This is a genomic window from Pseudomonas sp. UBA5666, assembly GCF_002420785.1.
Lineage (GTDB): Bacteria > Pseudomonadota > Gammaproteobacteria > Pseudomonadales > Pseudomonadaceae > Aquipseudomonas > Aquipseudomonas fulva.
In genome coordinates, this window is record NZ_DIIQ01000002.1 from 84,055 (window position 1) to 105,476 (window position 21,422).

General features: G+C 62.8%; 14 protein-coding genes. 3 read left to right on the plus strand and 11 right to left on the minus strand.

What is annotated here, in order from left to right; genetic code table 11:
• Positions 1-27: 27 nt before the first annotated feature.
• The 8 genes from gltB to pilM form a co-directional block, all read right to left on the minus strand.
• Positions 28-4,473, minus strand: a complete 4,446-nt coding sequence (gltB, locus tag B2Y33_RS00590) for a glutamate synthase large subunit (RefSeq protein ID WP_206405121.1) — start codon at positions 4,471-4,473, stop codon at positions 28-30.
• Between the two features lie 372 nt (positions 4,474-4,845).
• Complete coding sequence (locus B2Y33_RS00595; RefSeq protein WP_027913512.1) at positions 4,846-6,438, minus strand: SPOR domain-containing protein; 1,593 nt, start codon at positions 6,436-6,438, stop codon at positions 4,846-4,848.
• A gap of 15 nt (positions 6,439-6,453) precedes the next feature.
• Positions 6,454-7,551: a 3-dehydroquinate synthase gene (aroB, locus tag B2Y33_RS00600; RefSeq protein ID WP_027913511.1), complete on the minus strand. Its 1,098-nt coding sequence runs from the start codon at positions 7,549-7,551 to the stop codon at positions 6,454-6,456.
• Between the two features lie 99 nt (positions 7,552-7,650).
• Positions 7,651-8,169, minus strand: a complete 519-nt coding sequence (gene aroK / locus B2Y33_RS00605) for a shikimate kinase AroK (RefSeq protein ID WP_027913510.1) — start codon at positions 8,167-8,169, stop codon at positions 7,651-7,653.
• A gap of 4 nt (positions 8,170-8,173) precedes the next feature.
• Complete coding sequence (locus B2Y33_RS00610; RefSeq protein WP_050587290.1) at positions 8,174-9,439, minus strand: type IV pilus secretin PilQ; 1,266 nt, start codon at positions 9,437-9,439, stop codon at positions 8,174-8,176.
• On the minus strand, positions 9,363-10,379 hold the full coding sequence (locus tag B2Y33_RS00615; protein WP_033694882.1) for a pilus assembly protein PilP: 1,017 nt from the start codon (positions 10,377-10,379) through the stop codon (positions 9,363-9,365). The genes B2Y33_RS00610 and B2Y33_RS00615 overlap by 77 nt, the downstream gene beginning before the upstream one ends.
• Positions 10,376-10,912, minus strand: a complete 537-nt coding sequence (locus B2Y33_RS00620) for a PilN domain-containing protein (RefSeq protein WP_206405120.1) — start codon at positions 10,910-10,912, stop codon at positions 10,376-10,378. The genes B2Y33_RS00615 and B2Y33_RS00620 overlap by 4 nt, the downstream gene beginning before the upstream one ends.
• Complete coding sequence (gene pilM / locus B2Y33_RS00625; protein ID WP_027913507.1) at positions 10,909-11,790, minus strand: type IV pilus biogenesis protein PilM; 882 nt, start codon at positions 11,788-11,790, stop codon at positions 10,909-10,911. The genes B2Y33_RS00620 and pilM overlap by 4 nt, the downstream gene beginning before the upstream one ends.
• A 175-nt stretch (positions 11,791-11,965) precedes the next feature.
• Here pilM and B2Y33_RS00630 point away from each other — a divergent pair, with 175 nt between their 5' ends.
• The gene (locus B2Y33_RS00630) at positions 11,966-14,416 is read left to right on the plus strand and encodes a penicillin-binding protein 1A (RefSeq protein WP_027913506.1); all 2,451 of its coding nucleotides are present in this window, start codon (positions 11,966-11,968) and stop codon (positions 14,414-14,416) included.
• A 208-nt stretch (positions 14,417-14,624) separates the two neighbouring features.
• Here B2Y33_RS00630 and B2Y33_RS00635 read toward each other — a convergent pair whose 3' ends face one another.
• From B2Y33_RS00635 to rpmE, 3 genes are all read right to left on the minus strand, one after another.
• Positions 14,625-15,893, minus strand: a complete 1,269-nt coding sequence (locus B2Y33_RS00635; protein ID WP_023532374.1) for a malic enzyme-like NAD(P)-binding protein — start codon at positions 15,891-15,893, stop codon at positions 14,625-14,627.
• A gap of 177 nt (positions 15,894-16,070) precedes the next feature.
• Positions 16,071-16,892, minus strand: a complete 822-nt coding sequence (locus B2Y33_RS00640; RefSeq protein WP_206405119.1) for a thermonuclease family protein — start codon at positions 16,890-16,892, stop codon at positions 16,071-16,073.
• Positions 16,892-17,110 carry a 50S ribosomal protein L31 gene (gene rpmE, locus B2Y33_RS00645; RefSeq protein WP_023532368.1) on the minus strand — a complete coding sequence of 73 codons (219 nt, stop codon included), beginning with the start codon at positions 17,108-17,110 and terminating at the stop codon, positions 16,892-16,894. The genes B2Y33_RS00640 and rpmE overlap by 1 nt, the downstream gene beginning before the upstream one ends.
• Positions 17,111-17,276: 166 nt before the next feature.
• Between rpmE and B2Y33_RS00650 the strand changes: the two genes are divergently transcribed.
• Both B2Y33_RS00650 and argS read left to right on the plus strand, forming a co-directional pair.
• A complete protein-coding gene (locus B2Y33_RS00650; protein WP_059183556.1) occupies positions 17,277-19,496 on the plus strand; it encodes a primosomal protein N' in 2,220 nt (739 codons plus the stop codon).
• A gap of 188 nt (positions 19,497-19,684) precedes the next feature.
• Positions 19,685-21,421 carry an arginine--tRNA ligase gene (argS, locus tag B2Y33_RS00655; protein WP_027913503.1) on the plus strand — a complete coding sequence of 579 codons (1,737 nt, stop codon included), beginning with the start codon at positions 19,685-19,687 and terminating at the stop codon, positions 21,419-21,421.
• The last annotated feature ends 1 nt before the right edge of the window (position 21,422 follow it).

The window sequence follows — 21,422 nt, forward strand, 5'->3', positions numbered from 1 at the left end:
CGCCCAGGGTTGGTCACGTGCAGCTGTTTACTGCGGGTTGGCGCGGGTGCTGGACAGCAGTTGCTTGAGGTTGGCGGCCTTGGGCTTGACCAACCAGAAACGTCGTACGTAGTCGTCCAGGTTTTCGGAAAGCTCGCGCCCCCACTCGCTGCCGGTTTCATCCACATACTCGGCAAGAACCCGCGCCAGGTGGCTGCGGTAAGCCTCCATCGCTTCACCACTGATGCGCTGGATTTCCACCAGTTCGTGGTTGAGCTTGTCGACGAAGCTGTTGTCCATGTCGAGCACGTAGGCGAAGCCGCCCGTCATGCCAGAGCCGAAGTTGTAACCGGTCTTGCCCAGGACGCAGACGAAGCCGCCGGTCATGTACTCACAGCAGTGATCACCAGTGCCCTCTACCACGGCGTGGGCACCAGAGTTGCGAACAGCGAAGCGCTCGCCCGCCGTACCGGCAGCGAACAGCCTGCCACCGGTGGCGCCGTACAGGCAGGTGTTGCCGACGATTGCGCTGTGCTGGGTTTCGAACGGGCTGCCGGCCGGCGGCACGATGGTGACCTTGCCACCGGTCATGCCTTTGCCGACGTAGTCGTTGGCATCACCCTCGAGGTACAGGTTCAGGCCACCGGCGTTCCAGACGCCGAAGCTCTGGCCTGCGGTGCCTTTGAAACGGAACGTGATCGGCGTACCGGCCATGCCCTGGTTGCCGTACAACCGCGCGATCTCACCGGACACACGCGCACCGATGGAACGGTCGCAGTTGCAGATGTCGAGCGCGAACTCGCCACCGGCCTGGTCACGCACCGCCGGCATGGCCATTTCGACCATCTTCTCGGCAAGCTCGCCCTTGTCGAAAGGCGGGTTCCTGTCCACCTCACAGAACTGCGGCTTGTCGGCCGCAATGTGCGAGCTGCCCAACAGCGGGGTCAGGTCCAGGTGGTGCTGACGCTCGGTGTCGCCCGGCAGCACTTCGAGCAGGTCGGTGCGCCCGATCAGCTCCCCAAGGCTGCGTACGCCTAGCCTTGCCAGCCACTCACGGGTTTCCTCGGCAACGAAGGTAAAGAAGTTGACGACCATGTCGACCGTGCCGATGTAGTGATCCTTGCGCAGCTTGTCGTTCTGGGTAGCCACGCCGGTTGCGCAGTTGTTCAGGTGACAGATACGCAGGTACTTGCAACCCAGCGCGATCATTGGCGCAGTGCCGAAGCCGAAGCTCTCGGCCCCCAGGATGGCCGCCTTGATGACGTCCAGGCCGGTTTTCAGGCCGCCGTCGGTCTGCACCCGCACCTTGCCGCGTAAATCGTTGCCACGCAGGGTCTGATGAGTCTCGGCCAGGCCCAGTTCCCATGGCGCGCCCGCATACTTGATCGAGGTCAGTGGCGACGCACCCGTGCCGCCGTCGTAGCCCGAGATGGTGATGAGGTCGGCATAGGCCTTGGCCACGCCAGCGGCGATGGTACCGACACCCGCCTCGGCCACCAGCTTGACCGAAACCAGCGCCTGCGGATTGACCTGCTTGAGGTCATAGATCAGCTGCGCCAAGTCTTCAATCGAGTAGATGTCGTGGTGCGGTGGAGGCGAGATCAGCGTCACGCCCGGTACGGCGTAGCGCAGCTTGGCGATCAGGCCGTTGACCTTGCCGCCGGGCAGCTGACCGCCCTCGCCGGGCTTGGCGCCCTGGGCCACCTTGATCTGCAAGACTTCGGCATTGACCAGGTATTCAGGGGTCACGCCAAAGCGGCCGGTTGCCACCTGCTTGATCTTGGAACTCTTGAGGGTGCCATAGCGCGCCGGGTCTTCTCCGCCTTCGCCGGAGTTGGAGCGCGCGCCCAGGCGGTTCATCGCCTCGGCCAAGGCTTCGTGAGCTTCTGGAGACAGCGCACCCAGCGAGATACCGGCAGAGTCGAAGCGCTTGAGGATGGCGTCGAGCGGTTCGATCTGCTCCAGCGGCAACGGCTGGTCAGCCACTTTGACCTTCAACAGGTCGCGGATCATCGACACCGGGCGCTGATCGACCAGCGTGGTGTACTCCTTGAACTTGGCGAAGTCGCCCTGCTGCACGGCGGCCTGCAGGGTGTTGACCACGTCGGGGTTGTAGGCGTGGTATTCGCCACCATGGACGAACTTCAGCAAGCCACCTTGCTGAATCGGCTTGCGTACGCTCCAGGCCTCGGCAGCCAACAGCTTCTGGTCACTTTCCAGATCGACGAAGCGCGCACCCTTGATACGGCTCGACACACCCTTGAAGCTCAGCCCGACCACTTCCTCGGCAAGGCCGATGGCTTCGAACAACTGAGCGCCCCGGTAGGAGGCGACCGTGGAGATGCCCATCTTCGACAGGATCTTGAGCAGGCCTTTGGAGATGCCCTTGCGGTAGTACTTGAACACCTCGTCCAGATCGCCCAGCACTTCGCCAGTGCGGATCAGGTCGGCCAGCACTTCATAGGCCAGGTACGGGTACACCGCCGAAGCCCCGAAGCCCAGCAGCACGGCGAAGTGGTGCGGGTCACGGGCGGTGGCGGTTTCCACCAGGATGTTGCTGTCGCAACGCAGGCCTTGCTCGGTCAAGCGGTGATGCACTGCACCTACGGCCAGCGAAGCATGTACCGGCAGCTTGTCAGGGGCGATGTGGCGGTCGCTGAGTACCAGTTGCGTCTTGCCCGCGCGCACGGCTTCTTCTGCCTGGTCGGCGATGTTGCGGATAGCCGCTTCCAGCCCAACGGCCTCTTCGTAGTTCAGGTCGATCAGCTGGCGCTCGAAGCCGTCACGCTCCAGGTTCATCAGCGAGCGCCACTTGGCCGGCGAGATGACGGGCGAGCTCAGGATGACGCGCGAGGCATGCTCCGGCGACTCCTGGAAAATGTTGCGCTCGGCGCCTAGACAGATCTCAAGCGACATCACGATCGCTTCGCGCAGCGGGTCGATCGGCGGGTTGGTGACCTGGGCGAACTGCTGGCGGAAGAAATCGTATGGCGAGCGCACGCGCTGCGACAGCACGGCCATCGGCGTGTCGTCCCCCATCGAACCGACCGCTTCCTGGCCCTGTTCACCCAAGGGGCGCAGCACTTGGTCACGCTCCTCGAAAGTGACCTGGAACATCTTCATGTACTGCTTGAGCTGGTCAGCGTCGTAGCTGGCCACACCCTGGTCGTCGGTCAGGGTCGCCTGAATCCGCGTGGCGTGCTGACGCAGCCAGCGCTTGTACGGGTGGCGGGACTTGAGACGGTCATCGATGGCATCGGTGTCGAGGATCTGTCCGGTTTCGGTGTCCACCGCCAGGATCTGCCCGGGTCCGACGCGGCCTTTGGCCAGTACTTCATCGGGCTGATAGCCCCACACCCCGATTTCCGAGGCAATGGTGATGTAGCCGTTGGTGGTGGTGACCCAACGCGCCGGACGCAGCCCATTGCGATCGAGCAGGCACACTGCGTGGCGACCTTCGGTCATCACGATGCCGGCCGGGCCGTCCCAGGGTTCCATGTGCATGGAGTTGTATTCATAGAAGGCGCGCAGGTCGGCATCCATGGTCTCGACGTTCTGCCAGGCTGGCGGCACCAGCATGCGCACGCCACGGAACAGATCGATACCGCCGGTCACCATCAGTTCGAGCATGTTGTCCATGCTCGACGAGTCTGAGCCGACGCGGTTGACCAGCGGGCCTAGCTCCTCGAGATCGGGGATCTGGTCATTGGCGAACTTGGTACGCCGGGCCATGGCCCAGTTGCGGTTACCTGTGATGGTATTGATTTCGCCGTTATGGGCAAGGAAGCGGAAGGGCTGCGCCAGCGGCCACTTCGGCAGGGTGTTGGTGGAGAAGCGCTGGTGGAACACGCAAATCGCGGTTTGCAGGCGCTCGTCGCTCAGGTCCGGGTAAAACGCAGCCAGGTCCCGCGGCATCATCAAGCCTTTGTAGATGATGGTCTTGTGCGAGAAGCTGCAAATGTAGTGGTCGGCGTCATGGGCATTGGCTACCGACGAACGGCGGCGGGCGCTGAACAGCTTGATGGCCAATTCCTGGTCGCTCAGGCCGTCGCCGCCGATGAACACCTGCTCGATTTGCGGCAAGCGTTCCAGGGCTAGGCGACCCAGCACGCTGGTGTCGATCGGCACCTTGCGCCAGCCCACCAGTTGCAGGCCGGCCGCGCGGATTTCACGGTCCATGTTGGCGCGGGCCGCTTCTGCCTTTATCGGATCCTGGTTGAAGAACACCATGCCGACGGCGTACTGCCTGGGCAGTTCGACGGCAAAATGTTCCTGGGCCATGGCACGCAGGAACTGATCGGGCTTCTGCATCAACAGCCCGCAACCGTCGCCGGTCTTGCCGTCGGCGTTGATACCGCCGCGGTGCGTCATGCAGGTCAATGCCTGCATGGCGGTTTGCAGAAGGTGGTGGCTGGGCTCGCCCGTCATATGGGCGATCAGGCCGAAACCACAGTTGTCCTTGAATTCTTCGGGATGGTACAGACCTGTTTTCATAGACACATTCTCACCAGGTTCACCCCTCAACGGAGGCAAATCTCTTTTTTTAACAACCACTTACCATCCACGCCGATCAAACGCCAGCTTTTTTGCGGTGGCCATGGAAAACCATTGTTGCACAGCGACAGCGACACTCACAAATTTTCATGTCTCACCATTGAAAATTTATGTCGCATTTTTGAATGTATTGATGCCGCCAACCATGTGGCAACTTCGCTGGACTCTGAAGCGATTCAGCCAGGACTGCATGGGCGGCTTGTGGCCGGCAGCCCGGGACAGAAAAGCCTGCCGCGCTCAGGCGCAGCAGGCTAGACGAAAACCAGAATTCGCTTGGCTACAGGGCAGCGGGGTGGTGCTGCCCGGAAGGTATCAGCGGGCCGAAGCCAGCTCTTGTTGGACGCTGGCGACGGTACGTGGCCAAGGTTTACCAGCCTGGACCTTCGCTGGCAAGTTCTTGATGGCAGCCACAGCTGCATCGCGGTTGGCGAAGTTACCGTAAGTGACCACGTAAAGCGGTTTGCCCTGCAGGGACTTGCGGAAGTAGCGATAGTCGCCACCTTGGGCTTTCACGAAGGCCTGGGCGGATGCTTCGGAGCTGGTCCCCAGAATCTGCACCACGTAGTTGCCCGGCTTCTGACCGGTGTACCAGCTGCTGTTGCCGCTGCCACCTGACGCTGGTTTTTCAGCAGCTTTCTCGGCGACCTTGGGCGCGGGCTTGGCCACCGCCACCTGGGTAGGTGCAGGCTCAGGCTTGGCCGGCGTGGTTTGCTTGGGCTGTTGCGTGACCACCGGCTTGGGCGTGGAGGTCACCGGCTGGGCAGGCGCCGGCGCTGGGCCAGCAGACACGCCCTGTGGCGGTGCGATGGTGGTTACCGTGGGTGGCGGGTTGCCCGGTTGCAACGCGGTATCACCCGCCGGGCTGCCTTCTTCGCCCTCGCCCATGCCTGCTGCCTGGGCCAACGGTTCACGCATGACCGGTTGCGACTGCCCGCCCAGCGGCAGGGGCTTGGGCTGGGACGAGCCGGAGAACTCGATTGCCGCGCTGGAATTGCCGTCGCCAAGGGGCAACTGGGCCTGGGCTGCGGGTGCATCTTCAGGGGCCTTGTCGCCCTTGCGGGGCATCAACACCGCCGCGGCCACGGCGACGACGACCACGGCGGATAGCGCGAGTACGTGTTTTTTAGGCATCTTGAACCCCATGGCTGGTCGCTTTGCCGTCGAGCGGCTGGCGATCATGGCTTCGATCAGAGTGTCACGGGCAACCTGGTTGATAGTGCCAGGCCACCCATCGGCATTTTCATGGATATCGGCGATCTGCTCCCGGCTGAACACCTCGATACCCCGGCCGGCACCCACCAGGCGCTGTTCGAGATACTCGCGGGTTTCCTCCTCGCTGTACGGCGCAAGTTCGATGATGTGGAAGCGTTCTTCCTCGATATTCAACTCATCGAGCCCTGCGATCAGCGATGGCTCACCGAACAGGAATACATGCGGACGCCCTTCGGGAACGCCTGCCGCCAATTCCAGCAACGCTTGGAGTGCCGACTCGTCCAGTTGTTCCGCATCGTCCACCAGCAGATACACTTCCTGGCCAGTCAGGGCCAGTTGCACCATCTTGGACAGGATGCTCTGGACCTGCGGCTCGGCCACGTCCAGGTACTGCGCAATCTGGCCGAGGATACTGGCAGCATCGCCGGCACTGCGGGCCGAAACCACGACGCTCTGCACCGACTGCTTGTTGGTGCTGGCCGCCAGCGCCTGGCGCAGCAAGGTCTTGCCGCTGCCCAGAGGCCCGGTGACCACCAGCATCAGGTGGCTGTAGCGAGCCAGGTGGTGCAGCTGCGCCAGAACCGGCTTGCGCTGGGCGGGAAAGAACTTGAAGCCCGGTACGCGCGGTGCGAACGGGTCATGGCTCAGTTGGTAATGGTCGAGAAAGGCCTCATCGGCGTGCAAACTGGTCATTGCGCTGTCACAACCTCAAAGCTGGGCCACGATCGCGCGGTAATCCGCCGACAGCGTGGCCTGGAGAATCTCATTGGGATAGTCGTCGGTGACCACGGCCTCGCCTAGCTGGCGCAACAGCACCAGGCGCAGACGGCCGTCCAGCACCTTCTTGTCGACCGCCATGTGTTCCATGAAATGCGCTGGGGTCATTTCCTGCGGGGGCACCACCGGCAAGCCTGCCTCCAGCAGCAAGCCAATGCCGCGGTCGCGTTCGGCCTGCGTGATCCAGCCCAGACGCATGGACATTTCCAGCGCCATGGCCGTACCTGCTGCCACGGCTTCGCCATGTAGCCAGACGCCATAGCCCATATGGGTTTCGATGGCATGGCCGAAGGTATGGCCAAGATTGAGCGTGGCGCGAACACCCGACTCGCGCTCGTCAGCCCCTACGACGGCTGCCTTCGCCGCGCACGAGCGGCGGATGGCTTCGGTCAACGCGACGGCGTCGAGGCTGCGCAGCGCCGGCATATTTTCTTCGAGCCAGGCCATGAAAGGCTTGTCACAGATCAAACCGTACTTGATGACTTCGGCCAACCCGGCAGACAGCTCACGCGCTGGCAGGGTCCCGAGGGTCGTGGTGTCGATCACCACGGCGTTGGGCTGGTAGAACGCCCCGACCATGTTCTTGCCCAGTGGGTGATTGATGCCGGTCTTGCCGCCGACCGACGAATCCACCTGAGACAGCAGGGTGGTGGGTACCTGGATGAAATCCACACCGCGCTGATAGCACGCCGCAGCAAAACCGGCCATGTCGCCGATCACGCCACCACCGAGCGCTACAACGGTGGTGCGCCGATCGTGGCGGGCCGTCAGCAGGCCATCGAAGATCAGCTGCAACGTTTCCCAGTTCTTGTGGGCCTCACCGTCGGGCAGGACCACCGGCAGTACGCTGTAAGCCCCCAGAGTCTTGCTCAGGCGCTCCAGATAGAGCGGCGCCACGGTCTCGTTGGAAACGATGGCAACCTGACGGCCAGCGATATGCGGCGTCAGCCACTCAGGCTGGTCCAGCAGGCCTTCGCCAATGTAGATCGGGTAGCTGCGCTCGCCCAGGTCGACCTTCAGTGTCTGCATGTATCCCCACAATGAGCTGGTGCACGGCGCCTTTGGCAGGCAAGCCACGCGGTATCGTTGAGCCTCGCCTCGGCGCAGGAGGCCGAGAATAGTCCCGGGTTAACGGGGCGGCAACTGCTGCAGGCGCTCGAGAATGTCGATCACCACCATTCGCGGTGGCCGCTCGTCGGTTTGCACCACCAGGTCGGCAATTTCACGGTAGAGCGGGTCTCGGGTTTCGAGCAAGGCGCGCAGGGTCGCCTCCGGGTTGGCGGTACGCAGCAATGGCCGGTTGCGATCCCGAGCGGTGCGGCCGACCTGCTGCTCGACCGAGGCATGCAGGTAGATCACCCGCCCGCCCTGGTGCAGCGCGCGGCGATTGGCCTCGCGCATGACCGCCCCGCCACCGGTGGCAACGACCACGCCATCAAGGCTGCACAATTCGGCAATCATGGCCTGCTCGCGGTCACGGAAACCCGGTTCGCCTTCCTTGTCGAAGATCCACGGAATGTTGGCACCGCACCTCAGTTCGATTTCCTTGTCGGAATCCCTGAATGGCAGGCGCAGCTCTTTGGCCAATAGGCGCCCGATGGTGCTTTTACCAGCACCCATGGGCCCCACAAGTATCAAATTTCGCACAGAATCAACGACTCACAGCAATCGTCTGGTCACTCATGATACGCGGAGTCAGGAAGACCAGCAGCTCGGATTTTTTCTCTTGTAGTACATCGCGTCGAAACAGCCGTCCAACATACGGCAGATCGCCAAAAAATGGCACCTTGTCCACTACATTGTTTTGCGTGGTGGAGTAGACGCCACCGATCACGATAGTCTGCCCGTTCTCGACCCTGACCTTGGCATTGACCTCGTTCTTGCGAATGGGCGGGACGTCATTGAGGGCATTGACGTAGTCAGGTTCGTCCTTGGTCACTCTCACGGTCATGACGACACTGTCATCCGGCGTGATCTGCGGCGTCACCTCCAGTGAAAGCGAGGCTTCGCGAAACGACACGGTTGTCGCGCCATTCTTGTTGGACTGCTGGTAAGGCACCTCGGTACCTTTGAGTATCCGCGCCGTCTCCTTGTCGGCGGTCACTACCTTGGGCTGGGAGATGATCTCGCCCTCACCGCTCTTTTCCATGGCACTGAGCTCAAGGTCAAGGAGCACGTCGCCGCGCAACAGACCAACGCCAAGGCTGCTGCCGCCCCGCTCGACGCCCAGGTCAACGAACAGGTCCTTGCCCGCTCTCGGTGCGGCGCTGTACAGGTCGCCGCCCCATCTCACCCCCAGGCCTTTCTGGTAGTCGACGTTGGCCTCCACGATACGGGCCTCGATCGCTACCTGACGCACGGGCACATCCAATTGGGCGATCAGTTGCCGAATCTCGGCGAGTCGATTCGCCGGCTGGTGGACCACCAGCGTGTTGGTGCGCTCATCCACGCCCAGGCTGCCCCTGCCGGCAAGAATGCCGTCCTCAGACATGCTCGCCAGTAACAGCTCGGACAAATCGGCGGCCTTGGCGTAGTGGATACGCATCAGTTCCCGACGCATGGGTTGTGATTGCGTGTCGAGTGGGTTCGAGGTGCCCTCGAACGACTGCGCGCTCAGGGTAGAAAGCGGTGCGATCAGCAGCACGTTGCCTTCGTGGCGTCGACCCAGGCCCTTGCTGCGCAATACCAGGTCGATCGCTTGATCCCAAGGCACATCTTCCAGTCGCAAGGTGACGCTCCCTTGTACGTCGTCGCTGGCGACCAGGTTGATGCCGGCATGATCGGCAAGCACCTGCAGCACGGCGCGTACCTCGACATCCTGAAAATTCAGTGACAGCCGCTCACCCTGGTAAGGGGCCGCCATTGCCGTCAACGGCAGCAGCAGGGTTGCCAATAGCCATTTCCATGTCTTGCTCATCCAGGACCAGGGCCTCCTTGCCCACAGGTGTTGCCATAGAGATAAACGCAACGCGCTCGTGCCATGCACCGTCCATGAACCAGTGTTCGCGGATTTCCACTTGAACCGAATCGATATGCGTAACGACCCCTTGATCGCGCCCGACCCGGTCGCCCAGCCGCACCCGATGAACCTTACCGGCCGCCATTAATAGCGCTTCGTTAGCCTGTGCCCGTGACAGGCTGCCAACCATGCGCACCTGGGACAGCGGCACGCTTGCCAGCCCGCGATCAGGCAGCCGGCCCTGCTGCGGCCTGAACGGATCGACCTGTGGTGCCGCCGCGGGCACGCTTGCCGGCAGCTGGGCCAATGTCTGTGGTTGCAGCGTCGGGACAGTTGCCTGAAAGGCATCGACCTGCAGCCGTAGCTGCACCATGCCAGGCTGCCCGGTGACAGGCTCCAGGCTCATGTCGCCAGTGCGCAGCAGCCGAGCCTGGCCAAGCCACTCCAATAACCATTGCCGCACGCCGGCATACTCGCCTTTGACCCGCAGCTCCAGCGGCACCTGTTGGTACTCACCATGGGGTTGCGCCTCTTGCACCCGCAGCAGCTCGATGAGCAAGCCGTGGGCACGGCCCAACGCCGAGATGTGGTCCACCAGGTCGCTCATGTCCTGGCCGGCGGCCATGTTCCACAGGGCCACCTGCAGGCGTTGCTCAGCCCCTGCCACCGAGGCGCGCAGGCTGTCGAGCGTTGCGCGTTCTCCATTCAAAGCCGATTGCTGCTCATCCAGTGCCTGGGACTTGGCCTGCTCCTGGTCCATTTGCTGCAGCGCTGCGGGCAGGCGTATCGCGCAGCCCAAGGCGAACAGGCAAACGGCCAGCAGCACTGGCGCCATGCGCTTGGCCCGCACGGACTGCCCGAGCAGCGCCGCTCGATCCAAGTGCGCCTGCAGTTTCATGACCAGGACGCAGCGACGCGTGCCGTCAGCAGGAACTGATCGGCACGGGGCAGGCTTTTGATGTGCTTGAGTTGCAGGTCGATCAACATGCCAGAGCGACCCAGGTCCCGCATGAACTGGGCGATCACTGCGCCAGAGGGAGCGAGGCCCGTAATCTGCAGGTGGCTGGCTTCGAGTTGCAGGCCCAATAACTGCACAGTGGTCGGCAGGGCGCGCTCAAGGTCCGTGAACAGCCCCTCCAGGATGCGCTGTTCAGCGCGCAGCGTCTCAAACCGGGCAAGCTGACTCGACGACGTGGCGTACTGGTACTGCAGCTGCGCCCTCGACGCTGTCGGCTCATTCAGGGCCGCCAATGCCGCCGCACGCTGCCTGTTATCGGTCGTCTGTAACTGGGCCCGTTGACGCGCCAGCTGATCGACCATCGTCACGGCGCACAGGGCCGCCAAGGCGCTTGCCAACAGCTGGTTGCGAAAGCGCCGAATGGCCGCTTGCCGCTGCCGCTCGCGCCAAGGAAGCAGGTTGAACCTGATCATGCCCGTAACCCACCTGCCGCCAGCGTGCTGGCAAGCAGCATGGGGCCACCGAGACACTCGAGCCCGCCGGGTGCGGGTAACGGCCGGCAACGCACGTTGAGCCGTTCGCTCATCGCGTGCAGGTGCCGAGGGGTCATGCAGGCGCCGCTGGACACCCACAGGTCCGCCGGCAGGCCCTGCGACACGAGCGCCAAGACGACCTGCTCTGGCAGCTCACCCGACAACATGGGTTCAGTCGACGTCCACGCCCATCGTTGGCAGACGCCTTGGCGCTGCCAACGATGCAGGGCGATGTTTTGCAGATCGATCCGCAACACGGCGGATTGATCCGAACAGGCAGGCGGTAACAGCCGGGTAAGGGCAATCGTATCGACCTCGACGGCTTCCAGTTGCAGCCCCGCGTGCCTCGCCACCGATTGCACCAGTGCCAGCGTGCTCTGCCGGCAAGCCGCCACCATCACGTCGACACTGTTCGGCTCATCAGAGCAGGGACCCAGCACATGGAAATCCATGGCCAGGTCATCCAGCGCAAAAGGCAGTAGCCGCTCGGCTTCGGCGAGCAACTGCGCTTCGATCTGCTCCTCGCACGCCTGACGCGGCACGCGGCACGGCTTGCAGATCACCTGGTCGGCTGCCAACGCCATGGCCACTCGATGCGGGCATACACCGTGACGCTCGAAGGCACGGCGCAGCGCCGCTGCAGCATGTGCTGGCTGAACCATCCAGGTGGTGTCGGCTGGCTGCTGATAGGGTTCCTGTGCCTGGCAAAGCACCTCAAAGCGCCGCTTGCGCTTGCGCAACTGAACCACCCGCACCGCATTCTCGACGATTTCAATCCCTGTAAATGAACCGGCATCCTTGCTGAAGCGTCCAAGCATCGCGGCCTCCCTTACGCTCGATGCAGCCTGGGGCACCCCCTGGACCTGGCCGCCGCCAGACGACGAGCAGCCCGGGCGGTAACCCCGGCGTGGCGAAAAATGCTTATAATGCCCGGCGTTTTCCGGCCCGCCGGGCCTGCGTGCAACCCATTCACAACCTGGACACCGAAAAGCCTTGATACGTCTGCTTAAGTTCTTCTGGTGGTCTTCCGTCGCAGCCATCTGCGCGCTCGTACTCGGTGTGAGCGGCGCGTTTCTGTATCTTAGCCCCAACCTGCCTTCGGTCGATTCGCTCAGAAGCATCCAGTTGCAGATCCCCCTCAAGGTGTTCAGCAGCGACGGCAAGCTGATCGCGGAATTTGGCGAAATGCGCCGCTCCCCGATCCGCTTCTCGGAGATTCCGCCACAGTTCATTCAGGCACTTCTGTCGGCCGAGGACGACAATTTCCTCAACCACTATGGCGTCGACCCCAGCAGCCTGATGCGCGCGGCCACACAGCTGGTCAAGACCGGACACATCCAGACCGGCGGCAGCACCATCACCATGCAGGTGGCGAAGAACTTCTTCCTGACCAGCGAACGCAGTTTCTCGCGCAAGACCAACGAGATCCTGCTGGCACTGCAGATCGAGCGCGAGCTGACCAAGGACGAAATTCTCGAGCTGTACGTGAACAAGATCTACCTGGGCAACCGTGCGTACGGCATCGATGCCGCCGCCCAGGTTTACTATGGCAAGTCGATCCGTGACGTGAGCCTGGCGCAGATGGCGATGATCGCGGGCCTGCCCAAGGCGCCGTCACGCTTCAACCCGCTGGCCAACCCGGTCCGCGCCAAGGAGCGCCGTGACTGGATCCTGGGCCGCATGTACAAGCTCGGCAAGATCGACGAGGCAAGCTACCAGGCCGCCCTGGCCGAGCCGCTGAACGCCCGCTATCACGTGCCCACCCCTGAGGTGAATGCGCCCTTCGTCGCCGAAATGGCCCGTGCCGAAATGGTCGGCCGCTACGGCAGCGACGCCTACACCGAAGGCTTGCGCGTGACCACCACCGTGCCTAGCGACACCCAGGAAATCGCCAACAAGGCGGTCCTCAAAGGGTTGACCGACTACGACCAACGCCATGGCTACCGCGGTCCCGAAGCACGCTTCCCAGGGCGTACCGTGGCAGCCTGGACTCACGAACTGGCCAGGCAGCGCACACTGGGGGGGCTGGAACCAGCCATCGTTACCCGCGTCGAGAAGACCGGCCTTCAGGTGTTGACCCGCAATGGCAAGGAACAAACCGTAGCCTGGGACACGATGAAGTGGGCGCGCCCGTTCATCAACACCAATGCCCAAGGCCGTGCGCCCCAGTCGCCGGCAGACGTTGCCCAAGTCGGCGACCTGGTGCGCCTGCAGCGGCTGGATGACGGGTCGTTCAAATTCAGCCAGGTGCCCAGCGCCCAGAGCGCGCTCGTCACCCTGGACCCTACCAGCGGCGCCATCCGCGCACTGGTCGGCGGTTTCTCGTTCGAGCAGAGCAACTATAACCGTGCCATGCAGGCCAAGCGCCAGCCCGGTTCGAGTTTCAAGCCTTTCATCTACAGCGCAGCGCTCGACAGCGGCTACACCGCCTCCAGCCTGGTCAACGACGCACCCATCGTGTTCGTCGACGAATCGGTGGACAAGGTCTGGCGCCCCAAGAACGATACCAATACGTTCCTCGGCCCGATTCGCATGCGCGAAGCCCTGTACAAGTCGCGCAACCTGGTTTCGATCCGGCTGCTGCAGGCCATGGGCATCGACCGCACCATCGACTACATCGCCAAGTTCGGTTTCAACAAGCAGGACCTGCCACGCAACCTGTCGCTGGCACTAGGCACCGCCACACTGACGCCGATGGAGATCGCCACCGGCTGGAGTACGTTCGCCAATGGCGGCTACAAGATCTCGCCGTACCTGATCGACCGTATCGAGAGCCGCAATGGCGAGACGCTGTTCACGGCCAATCCGCCGCGCGTTCCTCAAGGTTCGGAAGACAATGCCGGGCTGGCCGCTCCCGAGCAGCCCATCAGCACTGGGCAAGTGCCGGGTGAGCCCTCCACTTCGCTCGATCAGGCGCCCGCACCACAAGCCCCGGCAGTGGCCGAGCGCATCATCGACGGCCGTACCACCTATATCCTCACCAGCATGCTGCAGGACGTCATCAAGCGCGGTACGGGCCGCCGAGCGCTGGCACTGGGGCGCACCGACCTAGCGGGCAAAACCGGTACCACCAACGAATCCAAGGATGCCTGGTTCTCGGGCTACAACGCCGATTACGTGACCACGGTGTGGGTTGGTTTCGATCAGCCCGAAACCCTGGGTCGTCGGGAATACGGTGGCACTGCCGCACTGCCGATCTGGATGGGCTTCATGGGCCCGGCCCTCCAAGGCCGGCCTGAGCACCCGCCCGCGCAGCCTGAAGGCATCCTGAGCCTGCGGGTCGATCCCGTCAGTGGCCGTGCTGCCTCGGCAAGCACGCCCAATGCCTATTTCGAGCTGTTCAAGGCAGAGGACTCGCCACCGTCGGTGGACGAACTGGGTAACGGGACTGCACCAGGTAGCCCGCTTCCAGCCGATGAAGCAACGCCAATGGATCTCTTCTGATACCTGACCGGTACCCTGACAGGGCTGCAAGGCGGCCCTGGCATTACGGCTCGATGCCGGCGAATTCCCGCTGCCCCTTTGTTCTACAGCCATGAAAAAACCCGGCAGTCATGGCCTGATACTGTCTTGACATCGTTGAGGCCGCTTCGCGGCCCTACGTAAACAGCATCAGGCCACGACGGCCGGGTTTGTTGGTGCAGAACGACGATCAGCCGTTGAACACGTCATCAACGTTCTTGAGCGGGTAATGCTTCGGGTACGGCAGCGTAGCGACGCCCGACTCGATAGCAGCCTTGGCCACGGCGTCGGAGACGACAGTGATCAGGCGTGCATCCAGCGGCTTGGGAATGATGTACTCACGACCGAATTCCAGGCCGTCCACGCCGTAGGCTTCGCATACTTCCTTGGGAACCGGCTGCTTGGCCAGGTCTTTCAGCGCGATGGCAGCGGCGATTTTCATTTCTTCGTTGATACGCTTGGCTCGAACGTCCAGCGCGCCGCGGAAGATGAACGGGAAGCCCAGCACGTTGTTGACCTGGTTCGGATAGTCGGAACGACCCGTCGCCATGATCACGTCGTCGCGCGTGGCGTGGGCCAACTCAGGGGCGATCTCAGGATCGGGGTTCGAGCAGGCAAACACGATCGGGTTGGCGGCCATCGACTTCAAGCCTTCAGCGCTCAACAGGTTTGGACCGGACAGGCCCACGAACACGTCAGCGCCTTCAAGGGCATCGGCCAGCGTACGCTTGTCGGTGGCGTGCGCGAACTGCGCCTTGTACTGGTTCAGGTCGTCACGGCCAGCGTGGATGACGCCGCTGCGGTCGATCATGAAGATGTTCTCGACCTTCGCACCCATGCTGACCAGCAGCTTCATGCAGGAAATGGCCGCTGCACCTGCGCCCAGGCAGACGATCTTGGCGTCTTCGAGGGTTTTGCCGGCGATTTCCAAGGCGTTGATCATACCGGCGGCCGTTACGATGGCGGTGCCGTGCTGGTCATCGTGGAAGACCGGAATGTCGCACTGCTCGATCAGGGTGCGTTCGATCTCGAAGCACTCTGGCGCCTTGATGTCTTCGAGGTTGATGCCACCGAAGGTGATCGAAATACGGCGCACGGTATCGATGAAGGCCTGCGGGCTCTCGGACTCGACTTCGATGTCGAACACGTCGATACCGGCGAAACGCTTGAACAGAACACCCTTGCCTTCCATGACAGGCTTGGACGCCAGCGGACCCAGATCGCCAAGACCGAGAATGGCAGTACCATCGGAAATCACTGCAACCAGGTTGCCTTTGCCGGTGTACTTGTAGGCCAGCTCCGGATCACGACCGATCTCGCGCACAGGCTCTGCCACACCTGGGCTGTAGGCCAGGGCGAGGTCACGGGCGGTGGCGGTGGGCTTGGAGAGCTCGACGCTCAGTTTCCCTGGGCGAGGGTGAGCGTGATATTCGAGAGCGGCGGTTTTCAGGTCTGACATGTTGGGCATTCCGCTATTGGCTGTTCTGACGGACCGCCGAGGATACGCAAAGAGTCCAGCCGTCACAAGACTGGCCGGTCACTCGTGTCAAGGCCTCTAGCCTAAGACTTTATGCTACAACCCACGGGGCATGCAGGCTTCAGTGTGTACAATCTGGTGTAGAAATGTCTACATCTTTTATCTTTGCAGGCGGTCGAGCATGCTGACGTCTGTAAGGGTCATCTGCCAGCGTCGCTGACCCGGCGCGTAGGGCACTTTACGTGAATGGCTGCGAATCCAACCCCTGGCCTCGACCTTTTGCCCTTTGAGGTTATCGAAGAAACCCGCGGGCAATGCACGGCGCAGACGAGCGGGTATGTGCAGCGTCATGGCGCTGTCGAGGGTCAATCGAACCCCCGTACGACTGCGTTCGATGGCGGTGACGCGGCCTGACACCAGCGCAAAACCTGGTTTACGCACGGCATGGGCAGGCATCACCGGTGAGCGTTTCCACACACCGACAGCCGCCCGGCGCGCGACTGACTCGGCGCGCTGCTGGCAACCGCTCAGCTCAGTATTGGGTCCAATGGCAATACGGTATGCAAGCCCTTCGCTGAGCAGCTGCGCCTCAAGATTATGCCCTTCACGGCTGTACAAGTGGGCCAGGCTGCGACCGTACCGATCTTTGCCCTCCTTGCCGCGTACCAAGCCAACGCGCCCGTCACTGGCTTTGATCAATGCTTGCAGGCGTTTGCGGGCAGCCTGGGCAAGAGGCTCATCCGCTTGTCCCTTGCGGCCGATTTCGGGGGCATTGATCCCGATCAGACGCACACTGCGGCCATCGACCAAGCGCACGGTGTCACCATCGACCACATGCCGTACGGCCACCCATTGAGCACGTGACGGCGCCGGGCAGAAAGCCTGCGCCTGGGATACCCCACAAGCGAGCATAAAAAAAGCGCCCACAAGGGGCGCTTTTTTCTGCAACGCTGCGAAACCCGAAGGGTTCGCCATGCGCATCAGCCTTTCTTGGCACCGAACATGCCAAAGCGATCGGCGAACTTCTGTACGCGGCCGCCGGTGTCCAGGACTTTCTGCTTACCGGTGTAGAAAGGGTGGCACAGGTTGCAAACGTCGATCGACAGGGTATCGCCCAGGGTCGAACGGGTTTCGAATTTGTTGCCGCAGCTGCAGGTGACAGCAACTGCTTCGTAGTTCGGATGGATATCAGCTTTCATGGTCACTTCCTCGAGCTGCGTGCCGCCATCCAACACCAATTGTTGAATACCGCACGTAATTAGGCGGCAAATAATACCAGAGCATGGCGCCAGCGCAAGTTGTCGCTTGTACCGACCGTCGTCTGCTAGGCTCGCCAGTTCTGAAACGCCCCCCGAGACCATTAGCGTGCCCGACGTCATCCTGCGCCTTGCCCTGCCCTCCCCGCTGCGCCGCCTGTTCGACTACAAGGCGCCGGTCGGCATGGCGAACCAGACATGGGTGCCAGGCATGCGCCTGCGCGTACCGTTCGGGCGGCGCGAGATGATCGGTGTTCTGGTAGAAGTGTGTGCCGAAAGCGAGGTGCCGGCTGACAAACTCAAGCCAGCCAGCGCCCTGCTCGACCCGGTATCGCCCATTCCGGCGTCGCTGTTCAAGCTGTGCCTATGGACCGCCCAGTACTATCAGCACAGCCTGGGCGACACCTTGAGCTGGGCGCTTCCTACCCTGCTGCGTCAGGGTGAACCTGCCGAGATGCGCCAGGAACGTTTCTGGCATGCAGCGCCGGGCGCTCGCCTTGAAGACCCACGCATCGCACGCGCCCCTCGCCAGCGTGATGCGCTCAAGACCCTGGCTCAGCACCCACATGGGGTGGCCCACAGCGTGCTGTCGAAGCTCAACCTCAACAAGGACAGCCTTGATCTGCTGCTGGCCAAAGAGCTGGTGTGCGTGGAAATACGCCGCCAACGCCCGGCAGAACGGCGTGAGCACTGGCTGGCGCAGTCGGAGTTGCCACTGAACGAAGAACAGCGTGATGCCTTCGATGCCGTGCTCAGCGGCTTCGGGCAGTTTGGCGCTTTTCTGCTGGCGGGCGTCACAGGAAGCGGCAAGACCGAGGTTTACCTGCAACTGATCCGCGAAACGCTCGAGGCAGGCAAGCAGGCCCTGGTACTGATCCCGGAGATCAACCTGGGGCCACAGACACTGGCGCGTTTCGAGCAGCGCTTCAACGCCCGCATTGCCCTCGTGCACTCGAACGTCAGCGACCGTGAGCGCCTCGATGCCTGGTTGGCTGCGCGTGACGGCGAGGCAGACATCATCATCGGCACCCGCTCGGCGTTGTTCACGCCAATGAAGAACCCAGGCCTGATCATCATCGACGAGGAACACGACGGCTCCTATAAACAGCAGGAGGGCTTGCGCTACCACGCCAGGGATCTGGCGCTGGTGCGCGCGCACCAGGAGAACGTGCCGATCGTGCTTGGCTCGGCCACCCCGTCCCTGGAAACCCTGCACAACGCAGTGAGCGGCCGCTACCGCCTGCTGCACATGACCCAACGCGCAGGCGGTGCACGCGCACCACGCATGTTGCGCCTGGACGTGAAAAGCCTGCCGCTGGACAGCGGCATCAGCGGCCCCTTGCAGCAGGCCATTGGCCAGACCCTGGAGGCGGGACAACAGGTACTGGTGTTCCTCAATCGCCGTGGCTTCGCCCCAACCCTGCTGTGCCACGATTGCGGCTGGCTGTCCGAATGCCCGCGGTGCGATGCGCGCATGACGGTTCACCAGCGCTCCGGCGTGCTGCGTTGCCACCACTGCGGCTACGACGAGCGGCTGCCGCATCACTGCCCTCAATGCAAGCACGTGGACCTGCGCCCTGTCGGGGCCGGCACCGAGCGCGCCGAAGAGCGCCTGAAGGTGTTGTTCCCGGACTATCCCGTGCTGCGCGTGGACCGCGACAGCACTTCGCGCAAGGACGCGATGCACCAACTGTTCACAACCATTCAGCGCGGCCAGCCAAGCCTGCTGGTCGGCACGCAGATGCTCGCCAAAGGGCACCACTTCCCCCGGGTGACGCTGGTTGCCATTCTCGATGCCGATGGCGGTCTGTTTTCCGGTGACTTCCGCGCCAGTGAACGCATGGCCCAGCTGATCGTGCAGGTCGCAGGCCGTGCAGGACGGGCGGAAGAACCCGGCAAGGTCATCATCCAGACGCACCTGGCTGACCACCCTCTGCTGGTTCAACTGACCGAGCAGGGCTATTTTGCCTTTGCCAAGCAGGCGCTCGACGAACGCCGCGCCGCCGGTTTGCCGCCTTTTTCGCACTTGGCCCTGTTGCGCGCCGAAGCGCACAAGCCGGGGCAGGCCGAGGCGTTTCTGGATGAAGCCTGCACGGCAGCCGAGCGCCTGATGGCGCAGCAGCACCTGCCCGGCATCGAGCTGCTTGGCCCGGTACCCGCCCCCATGGAGCGCCGAGCCGGGCGTTTTCGCGCTCAGTTGCTGCTGCAGGCCAGCACCCGCGCGCCCTTGCACCGCCTCATCAGCGCCTGGCTGCTGGTGCTGGAGCAACTGCCGAGCGGGCGCCAGGTGCGCTGGTCGGTAGACGTCGACCCGGTGGATCTTTACTGAGGGCGGTTTCAAGCGCCAAGCCGCGAACGGCAAGGCTGCGGGCGGGCCCAACGGCGGTTTTCAGACGGCTCCATGCCTGGGCACATGCCTGCCAAGGTTGGCAACGCGCGCCCAGCCACGGATAATGCTCAGTTTTTCCACCAGCGCATCCAGGCGCCCGCCGCGCTTGCGGTCGAAAAGAGATTCCTATGAAAGACACCATTCGCCAGCTGATCCAGCAAGCCCTCACCCAACTCGTCAACGACGGTGTGTTGCCTGACGGGCTGTCGCCGGCGATCCAGGTGGAAAACGCCAGGGACAAGACGCACGGCGATTTCGCCAGCAACATTGCCATGATGCTGGCCAAGCCGGCCGGCATGAAGCCACGTGACCTGGCCGAAAAACTGATCCAGGCCCTGCCGGCCAGCGCCGACATCAGCAAGGTCGAGATCGCAGGTCCGGGCTTTCTGAACTTCTTCCAGAACACCGCCGCGTTGGCGGCCCGCCTGGACGCAGCGCTTGACGATCCCCGGCTTGGCGCGCGCAAGGCTGGCCCAGCGCAGACAGTGGTGGTCGACCTGTCGGCGCCCAACCTGGCCAAGGAAATGCACGTCGGCCACCTGCGCTCGACCATCATCGGCGACAGCGTGGCGCGGGTGCTGGAGTTCCTGGGTGACCAGGTGATCCGCCAGAACCATGTAGGCGACTGGGGTACCCAGTTCGGCATGCTGCTGGCCTACCTTGAAGAGAACCCGATCACCAGCGACGAACTCTCCGACCTGGAAAACTTCTACCGTGCGGCCAAGAAGCGCTTCGACGAATCCGAAGCCTTCGCCACGCGCGCGCGGGGGCTGGTGGTCAAGCTGCAGGCGGGCGACCCGGACTGCCTGGCCTTGTGGACACGGTTCAAGGACATCTCGCTGTCGCACTGCCAGAAGACCTACGAACTGCTCAACGTCAAGCTGACCATGGCCGACGTGATGGGCGAAAGCGCCTACAACGATGACCTGGCCAATGTCGTTGCCGAACTCAAGGCCAAAGGCCTGCTGGTCGAAGACCAGGGTGCTCAGTGCGTGTTCCTGGAAGAATTCAAGAACAGCGAGGGCGAACCGCTCCCCGTGATCGTGCAGAAGGCCGATGGTGGCTACCTGTACGCAACCACGGACCTTGCCGCGGTGCGCTACCGCAGCAACGTACTCAAGGCAGATCGCGCCCTGTATTTCGTCGACCAACGCCAGGCGCTGCACTTCAACCAGGTGTTCGAGGTCGCTCGCCGCGCCGGCTTCCTGGGCCACCCCATGCAGATGGAGCACATGGGCTTCGGCACCATGAACGGCGCCGACGGTCGCCCGTTCAAGACGCGTGACGGCGGCACGGTCAAGTTGATCGACCTGCTCAACGAAGCCAAGGACCGTGCGTATGCGCTGGTGAAGGAAAAAAACCCAGGCCTGCCCGAAGAGGACCTGCGTCGCATCGGCGAGGTGGTGGGCATTGGTGCGGTGAAATATGCCGACCTGTCCAAGCACCGTACCAGCGACTACAGCTTCAACTTCGAGCTGATGCTCAACTTCGAAGGCAACACTGCCCCCTACCTGCTTTACGCCTACACCCGCGTGGCCGGTGTGTTCCGCAAGCTGGGCAAGGGCTTTGACGAAGTCGAAGGCACTATCGTGCTGCAAGCGCCTCATGAGCAGGACCTGGCCGCGCGCCTGGCCCAGTTTGGAGAAATTCTCAATAACGTAGCCGACAAGGGTACGCCGCACGTCTTGTGCAGCTACCTGTACGACCTGGCAGGCCTGTTCTCCAGCTTCTACGAAAATTGCCCGATCCTGGCTGCCGAGACGCCCGAGCAGCAACAAAGCCGCCTGCGTCTGGCAGCCCTGACCGGGCGCACCCTCAAGCAAGGTCTGCAACTGCTCGGCCTGGAAACCCTGGAGCGCATGTAAG